The 17022-nt window shown below is 45.7% G+C and carries 11 protein-coding genes; 9 read left to right on the top strand and 2 right to left on the bottom strand.

The genetic code is table 11. The annotated features are described in order from the left end of the window. The first annotated feature begins 83 nt into the window (after window positions 1-83). The 5 genes from HMPREF1992_RS08730 to HMPREF1992_RS08710 all read left to right on the top strand — a co-directional run bounded on the left by HMPREF1992_RS08730 (window position 84) and on the right by HMPREF1992_RS08710 (window position 9740). Window positions 84-3308: a hypothetical protein gene (locus tag HMPREF1992_RS08730; RefSeq protein ID WP_196801401.1), complete on the top strand. Its 3225-nt coding sequence runs from the start codon at window positions 84-86 to the stop codon at window positions 3306-3308. 266 nt (window positions 3309-3574) lie between these two features. After that, window positions 3575-4552 (top strand): SDR family oxidoreductase, encoded by a 978-nt coding sequence (locus tag HMPREF1992_RS08725; RefSeq protein ID WP_037359333.1) that lies wholly within the window; start codon window positions 3575-3577, stop codon window positions 4550-4552. A 359-nt stretch (window positions 4553-4911) separates the two neighbouring features. Further along, window positions 4912-6189: a class I SAM-dependent methyltransferase gene (locus HMPREF1992_RS08720; RefSeq protein WP_021685522.1), complete on the top strand. Its 1278-nt coding sequence runs from the start codon at window positions 4912-4914 to the stop codon at window positions 6187-6189. Continuing rightward, window positions 6186-8420 (top strand): sensor histidine kinase, encoded by a 2235-nt coding sequence (locus HMPREF1992_RS08715; RefSeq protein WP_021685521.1) that lies wholly within the window; start codon window positions 6186-6188, stop codon window positions 8418-8420. The genes HMPREF1992_RS08720 and HMPREF1992_RS08715 overlap by 4 nt, the downstream gene beginning before the upstream one ends. A gap of 3 nt (window positions 8421-8423) precedes the next feature. Continuing rightward, the gene (locus HMPREF1992_RS08710; RefSeq protein ID WP_021685520.1) at window positions 8424-9740 is read left to right on the top strand and encodes a hypothetical protein; all 1317 of its coding nucleotides are present in this window, start codon (window positions 8424-8426) and stop codon (window positions 9738-9740) included. 39 nt (window positions 9741-9779) lie between these two features. Here HMPREF1992_RS08710 and mtnA read toward each other — a convergent pair whose 3' ends face one another. Further along, on the bottom strand, window positions 9780-10838 hold the full coding sequence (gene mtnA, locus HMPREF1992_RS08705) for an S-methyl-5-thioribose-1-phosphate isomerase (protein ID WP_021685519.1): 1059 nt from the start codon (window positions 10836-10838) through the stop codon (window positions 9780-9782). Between the two features lie 117 nt (window positions 10839-10955). Further along, entirely contained in the window at window positions 10956-11600 is a 645-nt protein-coding gene (locus HMPREF1992_RS08700; protein ID WP_021685518.1) for a class II aldolase/adducin family protein, read from the bottom strand. Window positions 11601-11818: 218 nt separating this feature from the next. Here HMPREF1992_RS08700 and gap point away from each other — a divergent pair, with 218 nt between their 5' ends. The 4 genes from gap to gpmI all read left to right on the top strand — a co-directional run bounded on the left by gap (window position 11819) and on the right by gpmI (window position 16595). Continuing rightward, window positions 11819-12832, top strand: coding sequence for a type I glyceraldehyde-3-phosphate dehydrogenase (gap, locus tag HMPREF1992_RS08695; RefSeq protein WP_021685517.1), 1014 nt, complete (start codon window positions 11819-11821; stop codon window positions 12830-12832). A 132-nt stretch (window positions 12833-12964) separates the two neighbouring features. Further along, window positions 12965-14158 (top strand): phosphoglycerate kinase, encoded by a 1194-nt coding sequence (gene pgk / locus HMPREF1992_RS08690; protein WP_021685516.1) that lies wholly within the window; start codon window positions 12965-12967, stop codon window positions 14156-14158. Window positions 14159-14183: 25 nt separating this feature from the next. Next, window positions 14184-14933 carry a triose-phosphate isomerase gene (gene tpiA, locus HMPREF1992_RS08685; RefSeq protein WP_021685515.1) on the top strand — a complete coding sequence of 250 codons (750 nt, stop codon included), beginning with the start codon at window positions 14184-14186 and terminating at the stop codon, window positions 14931-14933. 105 nt (window positions 14934-15038) lie between these two features. After that, window positions 15039-16595, top strand: coding sequence for a 2,3-bisphosphoglycerate-independent phosphoglycerate mutase (gene gpmI / locus HMPREF1992_RS08680; protein WP_021685514.1), 1557 nt, complete (start codon window positions 15039-15041; stop codon window positions 16593-16595). Window positions 16596-17022: the final 427 nt, after the last annotated feature.

Raw genomic sequence — 17022 nt, 5'->3', positions numbered from 1 at the left:
AATTCTTATGAAAAAATATTCTATTTACATATATTGTTGTTATAGGAAGAGTGATTGCTGTGCAGTTAGTTATGGAAATACAGATGGAAAAACTGTTGCGGTCAATTGGAAAGGAGGATGACTTCAGCCGATGGAAAGTGCTAAGAAGCATGGTCGAAAAAAAACTGCAGACCGTTTCTAATTATTTTCCACATTTTAGTCGGCATGATAAAACGCATTCAGAACAGATTGCTATACAGGTTGCGAACTTATTAGGAAAAGAGCGTGTAGAGAAACTATCAGCCACGGATCTTATGATGTTGTTGTTGGCAATTTATTATCATGATATTGGCATGGCTTTGGAGTATGAAGAGCTTCGAGAGGAATGTTCGAGAACGCCGTTCAAAAAATTTGTGCGTGAACATTTAAATGACGATACAGACTTGGGAAAGTCATCTAGATTGGTATACCAAATAGATTTCAACAGGACAATAGATGCCAATGTAATTTCTTGGAATGTTTATTGTGCTGTTTTACATATTATAGAAGATATGAGTCGATCTGGGCATGCACGGAGAAGTGGACAGCGTATATTACGGGATGATATGTTGGAGAGCTTGCTTGGACTTAGACTGCGCAGAACTTTAGCTCAGATTTGTGAAATGCACCAGAAAGATGTTTCGGCAATTATGGAGCTAAATCCTGTTGTCAATGGTCTTTATGGTGACTTTATGCATCCACGTTTTATTGCATCTATGTTGCTGTTAGGCGATTTATTAGATTTAGACTCTGATAGATTCGATGAAGTGGCATTGAAGTCAGCTACCCCTTTACCAGATTTGTCATTGATTCATAAGAAAAAGCATGAGTTTGTGCAGTCTTATCTGGTGCAGGACGGAGAGATAAAACTGATCTTTGATGCAAATGATGTTGTAGATGCGAATGGTGGAACAATAGTTGAAGGCATAAAGATATACAGGGAAATGAAGCGATGGTGTGATTGGATCAAAAAAGCCTGTGATTTTTTTTCTTTACACTGGGGAGAGATCATACCAGCACAAGAATTTGGTAATGCTCCAAGATTTTCGGAATGCATTCTGATGTTACGTGGAGAACGACATTATTCAGAATTGCTGGATCTATCATATATGATTTCTGGAAATCGGATATTCGATTTACTAAAAGGACAAAATATTTATAAAAATAAGTTTGTGTGTATACGTGAAATCATACAAAATGCGGTAGATGCAACGATTCTACGTTTGTTTATGGAGGAGATATTACCCCTGAATGATGAGGATGGTGTTCGAAAACAACTTTCCAGTCATAGTATTAACTTAGATGACTATAAAGTTCATGGTGAGATTCAAGTGAAGAAAGATAGTGAGGGGATGTACGTCGAGGTCGCTATCCGAGATTACGGAACAGGGGTATCTGAACTGGATATCAAGAAAATAGCGAGAATTGATAATAAATCAAGTAAAATCCGTGAAGATGCAATTCAGTGTATGCCAGTTTGGTTTAGACCATCCGGAGTATTCGGCTTGGGGTTACAATCTGTTTTTCTTTTGACAAGTCAGTTTGAAATGATTACAAAAACCATGGATGAACCTCCGCGGAGGATTGTTTTTTATGCCCCAGAGAGGGGCGACAATGGATACATAGATGTGAGTCGGTATAAAAAACCGTGGAAGCAGGGGACACGAGTAAGTTTTCGTATAGAGAGAAAAAAACTACAAGCAAATGATATTGGCTGCTCGGATTATTATTTCCCTACAGATAAATACGTTTTTCCGTTATTAAAAATTATTCGCGGTATGTATGGAAATATGAATTTGAGCAGACCTGCTGATCTTTTTCAACAGGAGAAATACGATTATATTCCTGTTGTATTAGAGGAAACTGGAAACGAGATCCCTGTAAAAGGTACAAGAATATTTTGTCAACGAGACTCGTTAGCTTTAGAGCTTAATGAGCCATCCATAGGAGTTGCTGATGGTCGTATGTCCGTTGAAACGTTTGTCTTGGAAACCGGATGCTATATATGGTGTGACATTCTCTTAGAGCCTGAGTATCGTATAGGTGGAGACCAGGAAGATGGTAAGGATGACCATTTATATCGTACCGTACAACATCTGCACTATATGCGATATGGAAATTCTGTGTTTTTTCGTAATATCTATGTAAGGCATGATGTATCGTCTAGGATATTTTCCTCAAAATCAATCATTCCTGCATTCATTGACTGGCGGATAAATCTATTATCTGACGATGCAGATAAAGTTTTGTCTATCAGTCGCGATCGTCTGCAAGATAATTATAGGGGACTTTTTAGGGACAAGTTGGAGAATTCGATTCAAAAAACAATGAAAAAAGGAATCGACTATTTGCTTGCACAAAGGAATCCTGAAATTAAAGATACCGTCTTATTGTTTTATGAAGCTGCAATACAATATAGGTATTGCGTAGAACAATTGCAGAAACTATATTCAGATGTTCTGAAAAATATTCATATTGGGGGATACTATATTCATGATACAAAGCAAGAAAGAAAATTCACGCTACTAGAACTGCGACGTAAAAAGATGTGTTTTTTTATTGCTAACATTTCTCCTGAATATCTGTCTTCGACAACAAAATGTCTATTAGAAAAAGAGGCGGAAGATATTTCCGAGAGAGAATGCTATGATAATAAACCAGAAGGCTTGTTTACTGAGCATATATTGAGTCATTGTCCAATTCGATACTTTGTTGGTCGACAGAATGATAAATTCTCTCTCTTAGTAGAAGCGATTCCTCTTGAGATTTATCATCCCGATGAATTTGCAATAGAAATAAAAAGCATGTTCCTTTTTAGGCATGTGGTGTTATCTTCCTTCAGGAAGAGATATCGTGGATTTTACGTGCTGCATGGATATGAAAAGCTGGGAGTGTCCTTAGATTGGGATTTTTCCAATTTTGAGGATGGTCTTCTCCACAGGCGGGAATATTTTATTAACCTACCAATAGAAGAAGTTGCCCAAGAGTTGATTGCAGATCTGCATGAAAATGGATATGTGGCGAATGCAGAATTGCGCTTTTTTGATCGAATAAAAAAATCGGATGCTTTCCTGCATGCCGTGGATTACGTATGTAGTCGTAATCGTGCTCATAGGGAGGAGATTGTTGAAATGTATGAGCAACTGATTCAAAAAATATTAGTGTTACTAGCAGACTCCAATTATAAAGAGGAAAACGTCAGAATCATGAAGCAAATTGATTCTGATGATAGTGATAAGGTACTTATCAATTATAACGATTTGAAATACAGTCCATATATGAGCGTGTGAATATATGGAGGTGTGGTAATATAGTCTTGTGTGATATTATAGCAATATCTATCAATCGACAGGAGGAACATCCATGATTTTATTCTCACCCATACTCGATATCAATGAAAACCTGACGAAGAAGAAGTTCACATAGCTGGTGATTGCGTGGGCTCAGGGATACATACAGAGAATAATATGCGAGATCTTATCAACAAGACAATTGATACAAATGATGTGCCAAATGGCATCTTTGTTGGATTTTATTGCATGGGAAGAGGGAAATCGTGAACTGTCATACAATAATTATCTTTCCCAAGCATCCCTTATTCCTTATCACAGGCGGTGCGGGCTTCATTGGCTCGAATCTGACCGAGGCGCTGATCTCGATGGGGCACAGGGTTCGTGTGTTGGACAATCTGTCGACGGGATATGCGAAGAATATCGCGGGATTTCGGGAAAATCCGAACTTCGAGTTTGTCGAGGGGGATATCCGAGATGCGGCGCTCTGCATGCGCGTGTGCGAGGGCGTGGACTATGTGCTGCATCAGGCGGCGGCGGTGAGTGTTCCTGAGAGTATTGAGCAGCCGGTTGAGTATACGCTGACGAATATTGTTGGTACGGTGAATATGATGGAGGCGGCGGCGAAAAACGGGGTGAAGAAGTTCACCTACGCGTCCAGTGCGGCGGTCTATGGCGATGATGAGACGATGCCGAAGCAGGAGGAGATTGTCGGCAATCGTCTCTCGACGTATGCGGTGACGAAGTTTGCTGCGGAGGAGTATGCGTACCAGTATACGATGCACTATGGGCTGGACTGTTATGGGATGCGTTACTTCAATGTCTACGGTCGTCGGCAGGATCCAAATGGGGCGTATGCTGCGGTGATTCCAAAGTTTATCGAGTGTCTGCTCCGTGATGAGCCGCCGACGATCAACGGCGACGGGGAGCAGTCGCGCGACTTTGTTTATGTCGAGGATGTTGTGCAGGCGAATCTCCTCGCGTGTGTCGCGCCGCATGAGGCGGCGGGCGAGGCGTACAATGTGGCGGCGGGCAAGCGCTCAAGTCTCAATGAGATGTATGCGGTGCTCAGCGAATTGTTCGGCAAAGATCTGAAGCCGATCTATGGCCCGGAACGCAAGGGAGATATTCGCCACAGCGGGGCGGATATTTCGAAGATCAGAGAGAAGCTTGGGTATTCGCCGGAGTATGATTTCGAAAAGGGGATCAAAGAAGCGATCCAGTGGTATAAGGAAAATCTGTAGAAGGTTCATTATAAAATGAAATTGGACACATAAAAAGTAGAACATATGGAATCAATTTGCTAAAATATCTTTGCCAAAACACCACCAGGAGGTTCTGTATGCCCCGCACATTCAAACATCTAACCCTCTATCAGCGTGGACAGATCGAAGCAATGCCGCAGATTGGTGTACCCAAGGTGAAAATCGATAAAGATCTCGAAGTTGCCAGCTCCACCTTACATGTGGAGATAAAATCATGGCACGGTAACGCAAAACTTTTTTAGTAGAAACATCAAAACACAAAATGCAATGAAAAATCTCTGCGATATAGTGTGGGGGATTATATTTGCAATTATTATGATAGAAGGTTAGGTATAGCCATGATCGGATTAAAAGAAAGCGATACTATTGAATCAATCATCATAGAGAATGCGTGGAATTTTAGTCAAGAGAAAGAAAAACTTATGCACTCAATTCACTCTTATCCTGCGAAATTTCCAGCCTTTATTGCAAGTAAAGCATTTGAATACGCAGAAGAAGAAGGAGTGGATGTTCAGTGTGTTGCAGATATTTTCTGTGGTTGTGGCACTGTGGCACTTGAGGCAAAGCTGCATAGTAAACATTTTTGGGGATGTGACATTAATCCAGTAGCAATTCTAATTGCAAAAACGAAAAACTCGGAATACAGCATAGAAAAATTTAATGATTATTATCAAGAAATTAAAAAACGGTTTTTTTCAATGGATTTATCTGACGTTCAATATGAAAATGCAAATATAAGGCTACAATATTGGTTTTCAAGAGAACGTTTTCTTGATGTATTACGTTTAAAACGATCAGTAATGATGAGTATATCAAAAGACGATATTTATTTAAATGCGTTCTTATGTGTTCTTTCTTCCATTTTAAAAGGGGCTTCAAGATGGTTAACCAAATCTATTAAGCCCCAAGTAGATCCTGATAAATCCCCCAAAGATGTTTGGTATCTTTTTGACAGGCAATGTCAAAAATTTCTTCAGGCAATTGCACAAATACAACAATATTACTATCAGCATAAAGATGTAAATATGATTTGTAAAAATTTTTTAGAAATTACGAAACTACCCAAGGTAGATATGATAGTCTCTAGTCCTCCTTATGTGACTTCTTATGAATATGCTGATTTACATCAACTTTCTTCATTATGGTTGGATTACGCTGAGGACTATCGCACTTTAAGACAAGGTTCTATAGGCAGCCTTTATAATAGTGAAGAAGTTCAGCTGGAGAATATACCCTTAAATCCTGTAGGGCTCAGTATAGTGCAAGATTTAAAAAACAAACAAGGTTTTAATAGAAAAGTTCGTGCAGTAGCAAGATATTATGCCGATATTGAAAGGGCTATTTCTAAATGTGCAAAAATGTTGAATACAGGAGGAATGGCTCTTTTTGTCGTTGGTGATACTGAATATAAGGGTGTTAAGATAAGAAATGCAGAACATTTAATTTGTTGCCTTCGAGAGAATGGGTTTTCTAATTTAAAAGCATCAAAACGTAAGATCTCAAATAAACTACTTACTCCATACAGAGATAAAGAAGGAAGATTTTCATCGGATAAAAGACAAAGAGAAATTTATCACGAAGAATTTGTTATTAGTGGAAGGATGGATTTTCAATGAGTGAAAAAGTTGCAATACGACCATATGCACGCTTGATTACCATGTTGGGCGATCAGTTGATAAAAAATGAGCTGATTGCATTGATTGAGCTTATAAAAAACGCATACGATGCCGATGCTTCATGGGTTAAAGTTGAATTTATTAATTTCAGCGAGAATTTTTCTGTGACTGATACATCTAAAATTGTCATAGAAGATGATGGGTGCGGTATGGATGCGGAGATTCTCAAACGTCATTGGCTAAACCCTGCAACTCCAACAAAATTGAAACAAAAAAGGGGCAATGCTAGAACAAGCAAAGGACGTTTCCTACAAGGAGAAAAAGGAATCGGTCGTTTTGCGATTTTTAAGCTTGGCAAGAAAATAAAAATTATCACACGACGTCAAAAAAATAATGATATGGGGGGGGATGCTGGAGAAATGACAGAAAACACGTTGATTTATGATTTTTCGCAGTATGACAATGACTTTTTGACAGAGGATGGTGTCGAAAAAGAGCTTTTTTTGGATCATCTAGAAATAGAGTTAAGCGAATCACGTCCTACTTATATTACTGATAGAGAAGTTATACTAGGTATAACGAAGAGAAAAAGAAAGCCACACGGTACCATCATCGAAATTGAAAACATTAAAACACGTTGGGATGTTAATAGGGTTGCGCGGATACAAGCAGAAGTCGGAAAATTGCAGCCTATTTTTTCCAACGATGAGAATAGTGATTTTTCTGTCTGGATTTATAGAAATGGGCAAGAATACAAATCTACATCAGACTATAAAGAAAAACTACGTTCTTGCCTTGACCACAAGGCTGTATTTAAGGTGACTAATGGCCAGTATATAGCAGACGGGAATAGAATCTCTTTTGAACTAAATGGGCAGATGCAGTCACTTGATTTTGAGGATCCAGACATTAATGGGCTAAATCTATACAAAAAGAGTATAGGCGTAATGGATGACTCCCCAATGGAATGTGGCAACTTCCGCTTTGAATTTTATCTCTTTGATTTTAATGCAGATATGCATAATTCACCTAGATTTTTTTTAGAACAAAAAGAAAAGGGGGTAATTCGTGACCATAGAATATATTTGTATCGTGATGGCATTCGCGTGATGCCCTATGGTGATCCTGAAGATGATTGGCTGAACATTGATGTTGCGCGTGGAACTGTACGAGCAGACGAATTTTTGAGCAATGATCAAATTGTTGGATGTGTTTATATCACACAATCTGAAAATCCTAAATTAGTAGATAAAACTAACCGAGAAGGGCTAATCGAGGATGGACGAGCACTTCATGACTTTATCTTTGTACTCCAAATTATCTTACAGTATCTAAGAAAAAAACCATTTGCTCAATATTTGATTGAAAAAAAGAAAAAAAAAGAACTGGATGATATCAAGAAAGGACGTCCTTCTGAAGTAATTGAGAGACTAAAAAAGGAAATAGGTACGACACCGAAAGTCGACAATTTATTAGCTGACTTTGAAAAAAGTTATAAAAAAGAACGTCAAGTATTTGAAGAACGTATTTATAAAACAGAAAATCTTGCTGCAGTTGGTTTATCTATTGAAACTGCAGCACACGATGTGATGCTCTTTATCAAAAAAACTCTTGAGCAAATGGATGCGCTTATTCGACAAATTATGATGGGCGAAGTGATTGATCAAGAAGTATTGTTGGAGCGTTTAACATCTATACGTGGTAATCTTTCTATCATTGACGGTCAAATGAAAGATGTTAGGCTCTTATTTCCTTCAACAAAATCTAAGACGAAAAACATCAATGTAAAAGAAATTCTTGATAAAGTCTATAACCTTTATAAGCGTGTATTTAAAGAGTATAATATTGAACTATCCTTTGATATAACAGGATCCCCATTAGTGGCGAAAACAACAGAAGCGGTATTGCTTCAGGTATTTATCAACCTGTTTGATAATTCTCTATATTGGTTGAAAGATACGAAAAGAGAAAGAAAAATATTAATAACAATAAATGGAAATGAACAACGATTGATTTTTTCTGATAATGGTCCAGGGATTAAGGTTGACGATGTTAATTATATATTTGAGGCGTTTTATTCTGGAAAAGGAGAAGAGGGGAGAGGGCTTGGCTTATATATCGCTCGCCAGTTGTTAGATCGATACGACTATTCTATTGAACTGGCAGAATTTTCAAGGGATAAATTGCTTGCTGGAGCAAATTTTGTTATTGAATTTGTTAGGGAGAGATAGAATATGAATGTAAGAGAACTTTTCCAAGGCATTGCCGTTATATTCGATGATGAGATAGATGATGATCAATCCAAAATATTTAAGATCAAACAGCTTCTTGAGGAGCAGAATATTCCTGTAGCAACTTCCAAAGAGCAACCAAGCAAGGAAATGATTCCTTCATTGCAGAATGCTGCGTTTATTATTGTAGATTGGAATTTTATAGATGAGAAGCTAGGATCCGTAGAAGAACGCATTTTAGTACCAGATACACTTAGGGATGACAGTGAAAATAAACTGATTGAATTTATCAAAGACTTTTTACAACATAGTCTCGTCCCTATATTCATATTTACAGCATTAAAAGAAGATGATATTCGCAGTAAATTAAAAAATGGTGGCTGTTTGGAAGATTCTCGTGTTTTTATAAAAAACAAGGAAGATGTAGACACTGAGGAGCACTTATTCAATGAAATGGAGAGTTGGCTTCTCACTATGCCCTCCGTGTATGTATTGAAAGAATGGGAGAGAATTACTCTGAGAAGTAAAAATAAAATGCTTCTCAGACTATATCAATATTCACCTGTTTGGGCAAAAATCGTCTGGGATATGATAAAAGCAGATAGTGAACATGGCTATCAGCATGAATTTGGAGAATTTTTAACAAGAAGTCTAAGTAATTGCGTTGATACATATTACTTTGATGAAACAGTTTTTGCCACCAAGCTAGAAGGGGTTTCTACCGAGGAGGCAAGAAAGGTTCTTGAAGGGGAAAGGTTTTTTTCTTACGGTGAGCATACAAAGCCTCAGCAAGCATATACTGGCGATTTGATTAAAGAAGGATCTCGTTATTATCTCAATATACGTGCTCAATGTGATTTATCTCGAGATGGAGCTCCTTGTTATTATTGCCTTAAAGGAGAGAAACTAAAAGAAAAAGATATGGCTATTAGTGGGATGGAGTTTAATGAGAATGGAGATCTCGTCTTTGGAGATGGAAAACAATTTTCTTTCAACATTATAACGGGAATAGATAAGAACCTAGATAATCGTACACAAATAAATGCAGCATTGAAAAAGCGTGATAGAAAAATTTTCTTTAGACATGGCACTTTTCTGGAAAGAGCAGACCATATTATTATTCCGTGCATTGCAGAGGAAGTAGCAATAGAATTCAAATTAAAAGATATTGAGATAAAAGAGTTTCAGAAAGACAAAGACAAACGTGTGGGGAGGTTGCTACCTCCATATATCACGAGAATTCAACAAAAATGGGCTCATTATGTGGTGCGGGCAGGCGTGTTACCTGTTCCAGAAAATGTGGTTTTCCCAAATCAATAATTCCTAGAGATGTGGTTCGGCAAGTGATAAAATGCCTTGTCAAATTTGAATTTCACATGAGAAATCCTTCGCGAAAGAGTGAACTCCTTCCTCCGTCACAATCCCCGTAATCAGTTCATGATCGGTAACGTCAAACGCTGGGTTATACACCTTCACGCCCTCAGGGGCCATGCGTTCCTTGTACCACATGTCGGTGACTTCCTCTGCCGGGCGCTGTTCGATGTGGATATCGGCGCCAGTGGGGGTGTTCATGTCGATTGTGGAGGTGGGGGCGCAGACGTAGAACGGGATGCCGTAGTGTTTGGCGAGGATGGCGACGCCGGAGGTACCAATTTTGTTGGCGACGTCGCCGTTGGCCGCGACGCGGTCGCAGCCGACGAATACGGCGTCGATCCAGCCGTTTTTCATGACGGTGGCAGCCATGTTGTCGCAGATGAGTGTGACGTCCATTCCTGCGGCACTGAGTTCATAGGCAGTGAGACGTGCGCCCTGCAGAAGGGGGCGCGTTTCATCGGCGTAGATTTTGAAGTTGTAGCCTTTTTTGTGTCCGAGGTACATGACGGCGGTTGCGGTGCCGTATTTGGCGGTGGCAAGCTGTCCGGCGTTGCAGTGGGTGAGAAGTCCGTATCCAGGTTTTACGAGGGTGAGCGCATGCTCGCCTATTTTTTTGCAGATGTCGATGTCCTCCTGCTTGATGCGCAGAGCTTCGTCACGTAGGAGTGTGCGGATCTCGGGGATGGATTTGTCCTTTGCTCCCTGAACGATTTTTTCCATGCGGTTCAGCGCCCATGAGAGGTTGACGGCAGTGGGCCGCGAGGAGTTCAGGTAGTCGGCTGCTTCATGAAAACGGCGTGCGAACTCGACATAGTCATCGGTGTCGATCTCGAGTGCGGCGAGGTAGATGCCGATGGCGGCGGCGTCGCCGATAGCAGGGGCGCCGCGCACTTGGAGGTCACGGATTGCCGTCCAGATCTCGCCCTGCGTTTTGAGATGAAGATATTCAGCTTTGTTTGGGAGTTTGGTCTGGTCGATGATAACGAGGGCGCGTTCCTCTTCGTCGAGGGCGAGGGTTTCCATGTCGAGTATGTTTGTGTTCATTGTGTGCCTCTCTTTTTGTACAATAGATCGTGGCGCCCCTTCCACCACGCTTCGCGTGGTCCCCCTCCCCCGTTGTGACGGGGGAGGCTAAGAAAAGCGGCGGGAAAGCTGCTGTTGCTAAACCGTCGGATATTTCCACTTTGCCAACTCGTCCGCTGGAATGGTTGCGGGTTCATGCCCGAGGACGGTGAGACAGCGATAGTAGATGTCGGCGAGTTCTTCGACGTAGCTTGCCTTGAGGAGGGCTTCCTTGGGATTCTCTGCCACGGCGACGACGCCGTGTGCCTGCATGAGCGCAACATCGGAGATGGCGAGTGGGGCGAGGACGTTTTCAGCGGCTGCACGTGTGCCGGGACGCCCGTAGGGTGCGACGGGAACGTAGCCCTCCTTACATCCGAGGATGGACAGCTCGTAGACGATGGCGGGGATCGGTTTATTCATGACGGCGAATGATGTCGCTGCACGCGAGTGTGTATGCACGATCGCGTACACGTCGCTGCGGCTCCGATAGATCGCCGTGTGCATCATCAGTTCACTCGTGGGCCTTCGTCTGTTCAGCGACTCGACTGTATGGCCGTTCATATCAATCACAACGATGTCGTTGATCGTCATGGTCTCACGATCCATGCCCGTCGGCGTGATGCAGATGAGACCGCTGGCCGCATCGCGTACACTGAAATTCCCAGAGCGGTGTTTGCACAGTCCCGCGTGATCCGCCTCCAATGCGCAGCGACGCACGTATTCTTTGAGTTCCTCGAGCATAGTGTACCTCCTCGTATTCCTATGGACATATTTTAACGAAAATTTGCACGCTATGGCAAGGGATTTTTACATCTGCATAAAATGTTCTGGGGAAATTTCCTGGTGCAAGATAAATAAATTGACTTTTATTGGGAATGGTTTATAATATAAACTATATAAAGAGCGTAGTGGGATGTCTCACTGCGTCGAAAATTCAACACTCAACAGGGGGTATTTCAATGGCAGTAAAAGTTGCTATCAATGGTTTTGGCCGTATCGGTCGTCTCGCGTTCCGTCAGATGTTCGATGCTCCCGGCTATGAGGTCGTCGCGATCAACGATCTGACGAGTCCGACGATGCTTGCACATCTCCTGAAGTATGACTCCACACAGGGGCGTTATAAGTATGCAGACTCGGTCACGGCGGGTGACGACTCCATCACGGTGAATGGCAAGAAGATCAACATCTATGCGCAGGCGGATGCTGCCCAGATTCCCTGGGGCAAGCATGATGTCGATGTCGTGCTCGAGTGCACGGGCTTCTACACGGCGAAGGACAAGGCTGAGGCGCATCTGAAGGCCGGTGCAAAGAAGGTTGTCATCTCGGCTCCTGCCGGCAATGATCTCCCGACGATTGTATTCAACGTCAATCACAAGACCCTGACGAAGGACGACAAGGTTATCTCGGCAGCATCCTGCACGACGAACTGCCTTGCGCCGATGGCAAAGGCACTCAACAATCTCGCTCCGATCAAGAGCGGCATCATGTCGACGATCCATGCCTATACGGGTGACCAGATGGTGCTTGACGGCCCGCAGCGCAAGGGGGATCTCCGCCGCAGCCGTGCAGCAGCGGTCAACATCGTCCCGAACTCGACGGGTGCAGCGAAGGCAATCGGCCTCGTTATCCCCGAGCTCAACGGCAAACTCATCGGGTCGGCACAGCGCGTTCCAACTCCGACGGGCTCCACGACGCTCCTCTATGCGGTGGTTGAGGGCAAAGTTACGGTTGATCAGGTCAATGCGCAGATGAAGAAGGAAGCGACGGAGTCGTTTGAATACAACACAGACGAGATCGTCTCGAGCGACATCATCGGCACGACCTACGGCTCGATCTTCGATGCAACGCAGACGATGGTCAGCGACACGGGCGACGGCAACACGCTCGTTCAGGTTGTCTCCTGGTATGACAACGAGAACAGCTACACGAGCCAGATGGTTCGCACGATCAAGTACTTCGCTGAGCTCGGCTGAGACAAGTAAACAGTGATATAAGGAAATGCGGACAGAGAATGCTAGTCCTCCCTCGGCGTTTCCATATGCATACGATCTTTCACGAGGTCCGGCCGAGTTTGGGCCGGACCTTGTTCCTTTGGAGGCTAAAATATGAACAAAAAAACGATTCGTGACATCGATGTCAAGGGTAAAAAGGTATTTGTCCGCGTGGATTTCAATGTGCCGATGGATGAGCACCAGAACATTACGAACGACACGCGCATTCGCGCAACGCTCCCCACGATCCAGCATCTTCTGGATGGCGGCGCTGCGGTCATCCTCGCTTGCCATGTCGGTCGCCCGAGCGAGGAGCGCGAGCCGAAGTTCTCGACGAAACCCATCGCGGCACGCCTCTCTGAACTGCTCGGCAAGGAAGTGAAGTGGGCGCCGGACTGCGTCGGTCCTGACGCGGAGAAGGCTGCCGGCGATCTGAAGGCGGGTGAGGTACTCCTTCTCGAGAATCTGCGCTATCACAAGGCGGAGAAGAAGAATGATCCTGCATTTGCAAAACAGCTCGCAGCCCTCGCAGATGTTGCTGTTGACGACGCATTCGGCGTAGCGCATCGTGCGCATGCCTCGAACGTCGGCATCACGTCGTATCTTGAGACAGTGGCGGGCTTCCTCATGGAGAAGGAGATCAACTACATTGGCAAGACGCTCGAGGATCCAAAGCGGCCGTTCGTTGCCATCATCGGCGGCGCGAAGGTCTCGGACAAGATCGGCGTCATCGAGAACATGATCGATAAGGTTGACACGATCATCATCGGAGGTGGCATGGCACACACCTTTGATGCATCGAAGGGCTATCCGATCGGCGATTCTCTGTGCGAGCGCGACAAGATTGAGCTCGCCAAGGAACTGCTCGAAAAGGCAGATAAGAAGGGCGTTAAGGTCGTCCTGCCCGTCGATGTTGTCATCGCGGACAAGTTTGCCGCGGATGCAAACACGAAGACGGTCGATGTGGACAAGATCCCCGACGGCTGGCAGGCGCTCGACAGCGGTGACAAGACCTCGGAGGAGTACGTCAAGGCACTGCAGGGAGCAAAGACGGTCATCTGGAACGGCCCCATGGGCGTGTTCGAGTTCGATGCTTTCGCAAAGGGGACCGAGGCGGTCGCACACGCTGTTGCTGAGGCGACGAAGGGCGGCGCGGTCTCAATCGTCGGCGGCGGTGACTCCATCGCAGCCCTGAAGAAAACGGGGCTTTCGGATCAGATCTCGCACATATCAACGGGCGGCGGTGCAACGCTGGAACTGCTCGAGGGCAAGGTCCTGCCGGGGATTGACGCACTTGCAAATGCGTGAGATGGACGATAGAGGAGAATAGCATATGGCAAGAACACCGATTATTGCAGGAAACTGGAAGATGAATAACACGGTCGCGGCAGGCGTCGCGCTCGTCAAGGAGCTTGCTCCGCTCGTGAAGGACGCAAAGGCGACCGTCGTGGTCTGCCCGACGGCAACGGCGCTTGCAGGCGTTACCGATGCGGTTAAGGGAACGAACATCGCGGTCGGCGCACAGAATGTGCACTGGGAGAAGAGCGGTGCCTTTACGGGCGAGATCTCGACGGATATGCTGACGGAGCTTGGCGTCTCCTACTGCGTGCTCGGCCACAGCGAGCGCCGCGACTACTTCGGCGAGACGAACGAGGGCGTGAACAAGCGCGCTCATGCGGCGTATGCAGCGGGCATCACACCGATCATCTGCTGCGGTGAGTCGCTCGAGATCCGCGAGGCGGAGACGTACCTTGCGTACGTGGCATATCAGATCGAGGCAGCACTCGCGGGCTTTACAGCAGAGGATGTTGCCAAGCTCGTTATCGCCTATGAGCCGATCTGGGCGATCGGCACGGGCAAGACGGCGACGTTCGAGCAGGCGGAGGAGGTCTGCGGACACATCCGCAAGACCATTGAGGCGAAGTATGGCGCGGCAGCAGCCGAGGGCCTACGCATCCAGTACGGCGGCAGCGTGAAGCCCGAGACAATTGCGGGCCTCATGGAGAAGCCGAACGTCGACGGCGCACTTGTCGGCGGTGCGGCACTCAAGGCCAAGGACTTCGCTGCGATCGTCAATTTCTAATACAATCAAAGATCAATCGTTTTGGGTGGCGCGGATTCTTCGCAGGAGCGAAGAATCTGCGCTTCCTGAGTATTGGGCGAAAGCTCTTAGAAAGAATAAAATATTATGGCAAAACTTAAAAACGCCCCTGTGGCACTCATCATCATGGATGGGTTTGGTGATGGCGACCCGAACGACCTGAAGTACAATGCGATTGCCATGGCAAAGACCCCGGTCATCGACGGGCTGCTTGCGAAATACAAGCATAATGAGATCAACGCCTCCGGCGAATATGTCGGACTGCCGGACGGGCAGATGGGCAACTCCGAGGTCGGCCACACGAACATCGGCGCCGGGCGCATCGTCTACCAGCAGCTCACACGTATCACACGAGACATCCGCAATGGGGATTTCTTCAAGAACGAGGCACTGCTCACGATCGTGCGCGGTGTAAAGGCGCCCGGCGCAGCGCTGCACGTCATGGGACTTGTCTCACCCGGCGGCGTACACAGCCATGACGAGCATCTCTTTGGCGTACTTGAGCTGGCAAAGCGCGAGGGGCTGTCTGAGGTCTGGATTCACGCGTTTCTGGATGGACGTGATGTACCGCCCAAGAGCGCACAGGAGTATCTCGAGGCGGTCGAGAAGAAGGCGGCAGAGATCGGTGTCGGGCGCATCGCGACGGTCAGTGGCCGCTACTATGCAATGGATCGCGATCATCGCTGGGAGCGTGAGCAGCTTGCCTATGAGGCGATTGCTCATGCAAAGGCACCGCATACAGCAAAGACAGCCGTTGAGGGACTGCTCGCCTCCTATGCCGATACGAGCGAGAAGCCCGAGGGTGTCACGGATGAATTCGTCGTCCCGTTCGTGGTCGAGGGCTACCACGGTATGAAGAACGGGGATGGTGCGATTTTTTACAACTTCCGCCCCGACCGTGCACGTCAGCTCACGCATGCATTCGTAGATGAGAAGTTTGATGGATTCCAGCGCGATGAGTCACTGAAGATCCCCTTTGCGACGTTCTCGCAGTACGAGGCAGGCATGAATGCGCTTGTGGCGTTCCCGCCCGAGGAACTTGACAATACATTCGGTCAGTACGTGCAGGATCTCGGCATGACGCAGCTGCGCATTGCCGAGACGGAGAAGTATGCACATGTTACGTTCTTTTTCAACGGCGGCGTTGAGGAACCGTTCAAGGGCGAGGATCGCATTCTCGTCAACTCGCCGAAGGTTGCTACGTATGACCTGCAGCCTGAGATGAGCGCGATCGAGGTCACGGACAAGGTCGTTGATGCGATCAAGTCGCGTAAGTATGACTTCATCATCCTCAACTATGCAAACTGTGACATGGTTGGACATACGGGTGTCGTGCCGGCGGTCGTGAAGGCTGTTGAGACGGTTGATACGTGCGTTGGTCGTTTTGTCGATGCCATCCGCGAGGTCGGCGGCGAGGTCTGCATCACGGCAGACCATGGAAACGCAGACAAGATGTGGGACTACGAGACGAATCAGCCGTTTACAAAGCACACGACAAATCCAGTGCCGTTCATCGTGGTCTCTGACCGCGTGAAGGAAGTGCATACGGGCGCGCTCTGCGATATCGCGCCGACGCTTCTGTCGCTTGCGGGAATTGAAATCCCGAAGGAGATGACTGGCAAGCCGCTCGTGACGCTTGCGTAGCATGGAATGATGCTTGTTGGCACTGCTGCATGGGGATAGTGTCAGCGGGAGACGGAAGAACAAACCGGGGTTGTTGTACGAGACGCTAGGGTCTTCGTGCAACAACCCCGGTTTTGTTGGAAATAAATTTTATGGAGGCAGGAAAATAAGCATGAATGGAGAATTAAAAAATGCGTATAGTATCGTTTGATGACGATAGTCGATCTGTCGTCTTTGACACACGGCGATGCAAGGAGATGTGTTTTGTGCAGGCGTGATCGTGTGCAGGGGAAAGGAGAGAATATTTTGCAGGAACAAGGTCAAAAGAAGGGAAGAGGTCTGGGCTTTCAGCTGAACGCCATCACGCTCACCGGGATTGTCGTGATGGTGACGATTCTCGTCTCATTTGTCGGCTATCGTGCCTATGGAGAGCTGCTCAACATGGGGA

Source organism: Selenomonas sp. oral taxon 892 str. F0426 (assembly GCF_000468035.1).
In the GTDB taxonomy this organism is placed as follows: Bacteria; Bacillota; Negativicutes; order Selenomonadales; family Selenomonadaceae; genus Centipeda.
This window is presented reverse-complemented; position numbering and strand designations above follow the sequence as displayed.

Bases quoted from the DNA above. Each gene is read 5' to 3' on its own strand.
- HMPREF1992_RS08710 (WP_021685520.1), top strand. From the start codon at position 8,424: ATGAATGTAAGAGAACTTTTCCAAGGCATTGCCGTTATATTCGATGAT.
- gpmI (WP_021685514.1), top strand. From the start codon at position 15,039: ATGGCAAAACTTAAAAACGCCCCTGTGGCACTCATCATCATGGATGGG.
- mtnA (WP_021685519.1), bottom strand. From the start codon at position 10,838: ATGAACACAAACATACTCGACATGGAAACCCTCGCCCTCGACGAAGAG.
- HMPREF1992_RS08700 (WP_021685518.1), bottom strand. From the start codon at position 11,600: ATGCTCGAGGAACTCAAAGAATACGTGCGTCGCTGCGCATTGGAGGCG.
- HMPREF1992_RS08730 (WP_196801401.1), top strand. From the start codon at position 84: ATGGAAAAACTGTTGCGGTCAATTGGAAAGGAGGATGACTTCAGCCGA.
- gap (WP_021685517.1), top strand. From the start codon at position 11,819: ATGGCAGTAAAAGTTGCTATCAATGGTTTTGGCCGTATCGGTCGTCTC.
- tpiA (WP_021685515.1), top strand. From the start codon at position 14,184: ATGGCAAGAACACCGATTATTGCAGGAAACTGGAAGATGAATAACACG.
- HMPREF1992_RS08720 (WP_021685522.1), top strand. From the start codon at position 4,912: ATGATCGGATTAAAAGAAAGCGATACTATTGAATCAATCATCATAGAG.
- HMPREF1992_RS08715 (WP_021685521.1), top strand. From the start codon at position 6,186: ATGAGTGAAAAAGTTGCAATACGACCATATGCACGCTTGATTACCATG.
- pgk (WP_021685516.1), top strand. From the start codon at position 12,965: ATGAACAAAAAAACGATTCGTGACATCGATGTCAAGGGTAAAAAGGTA.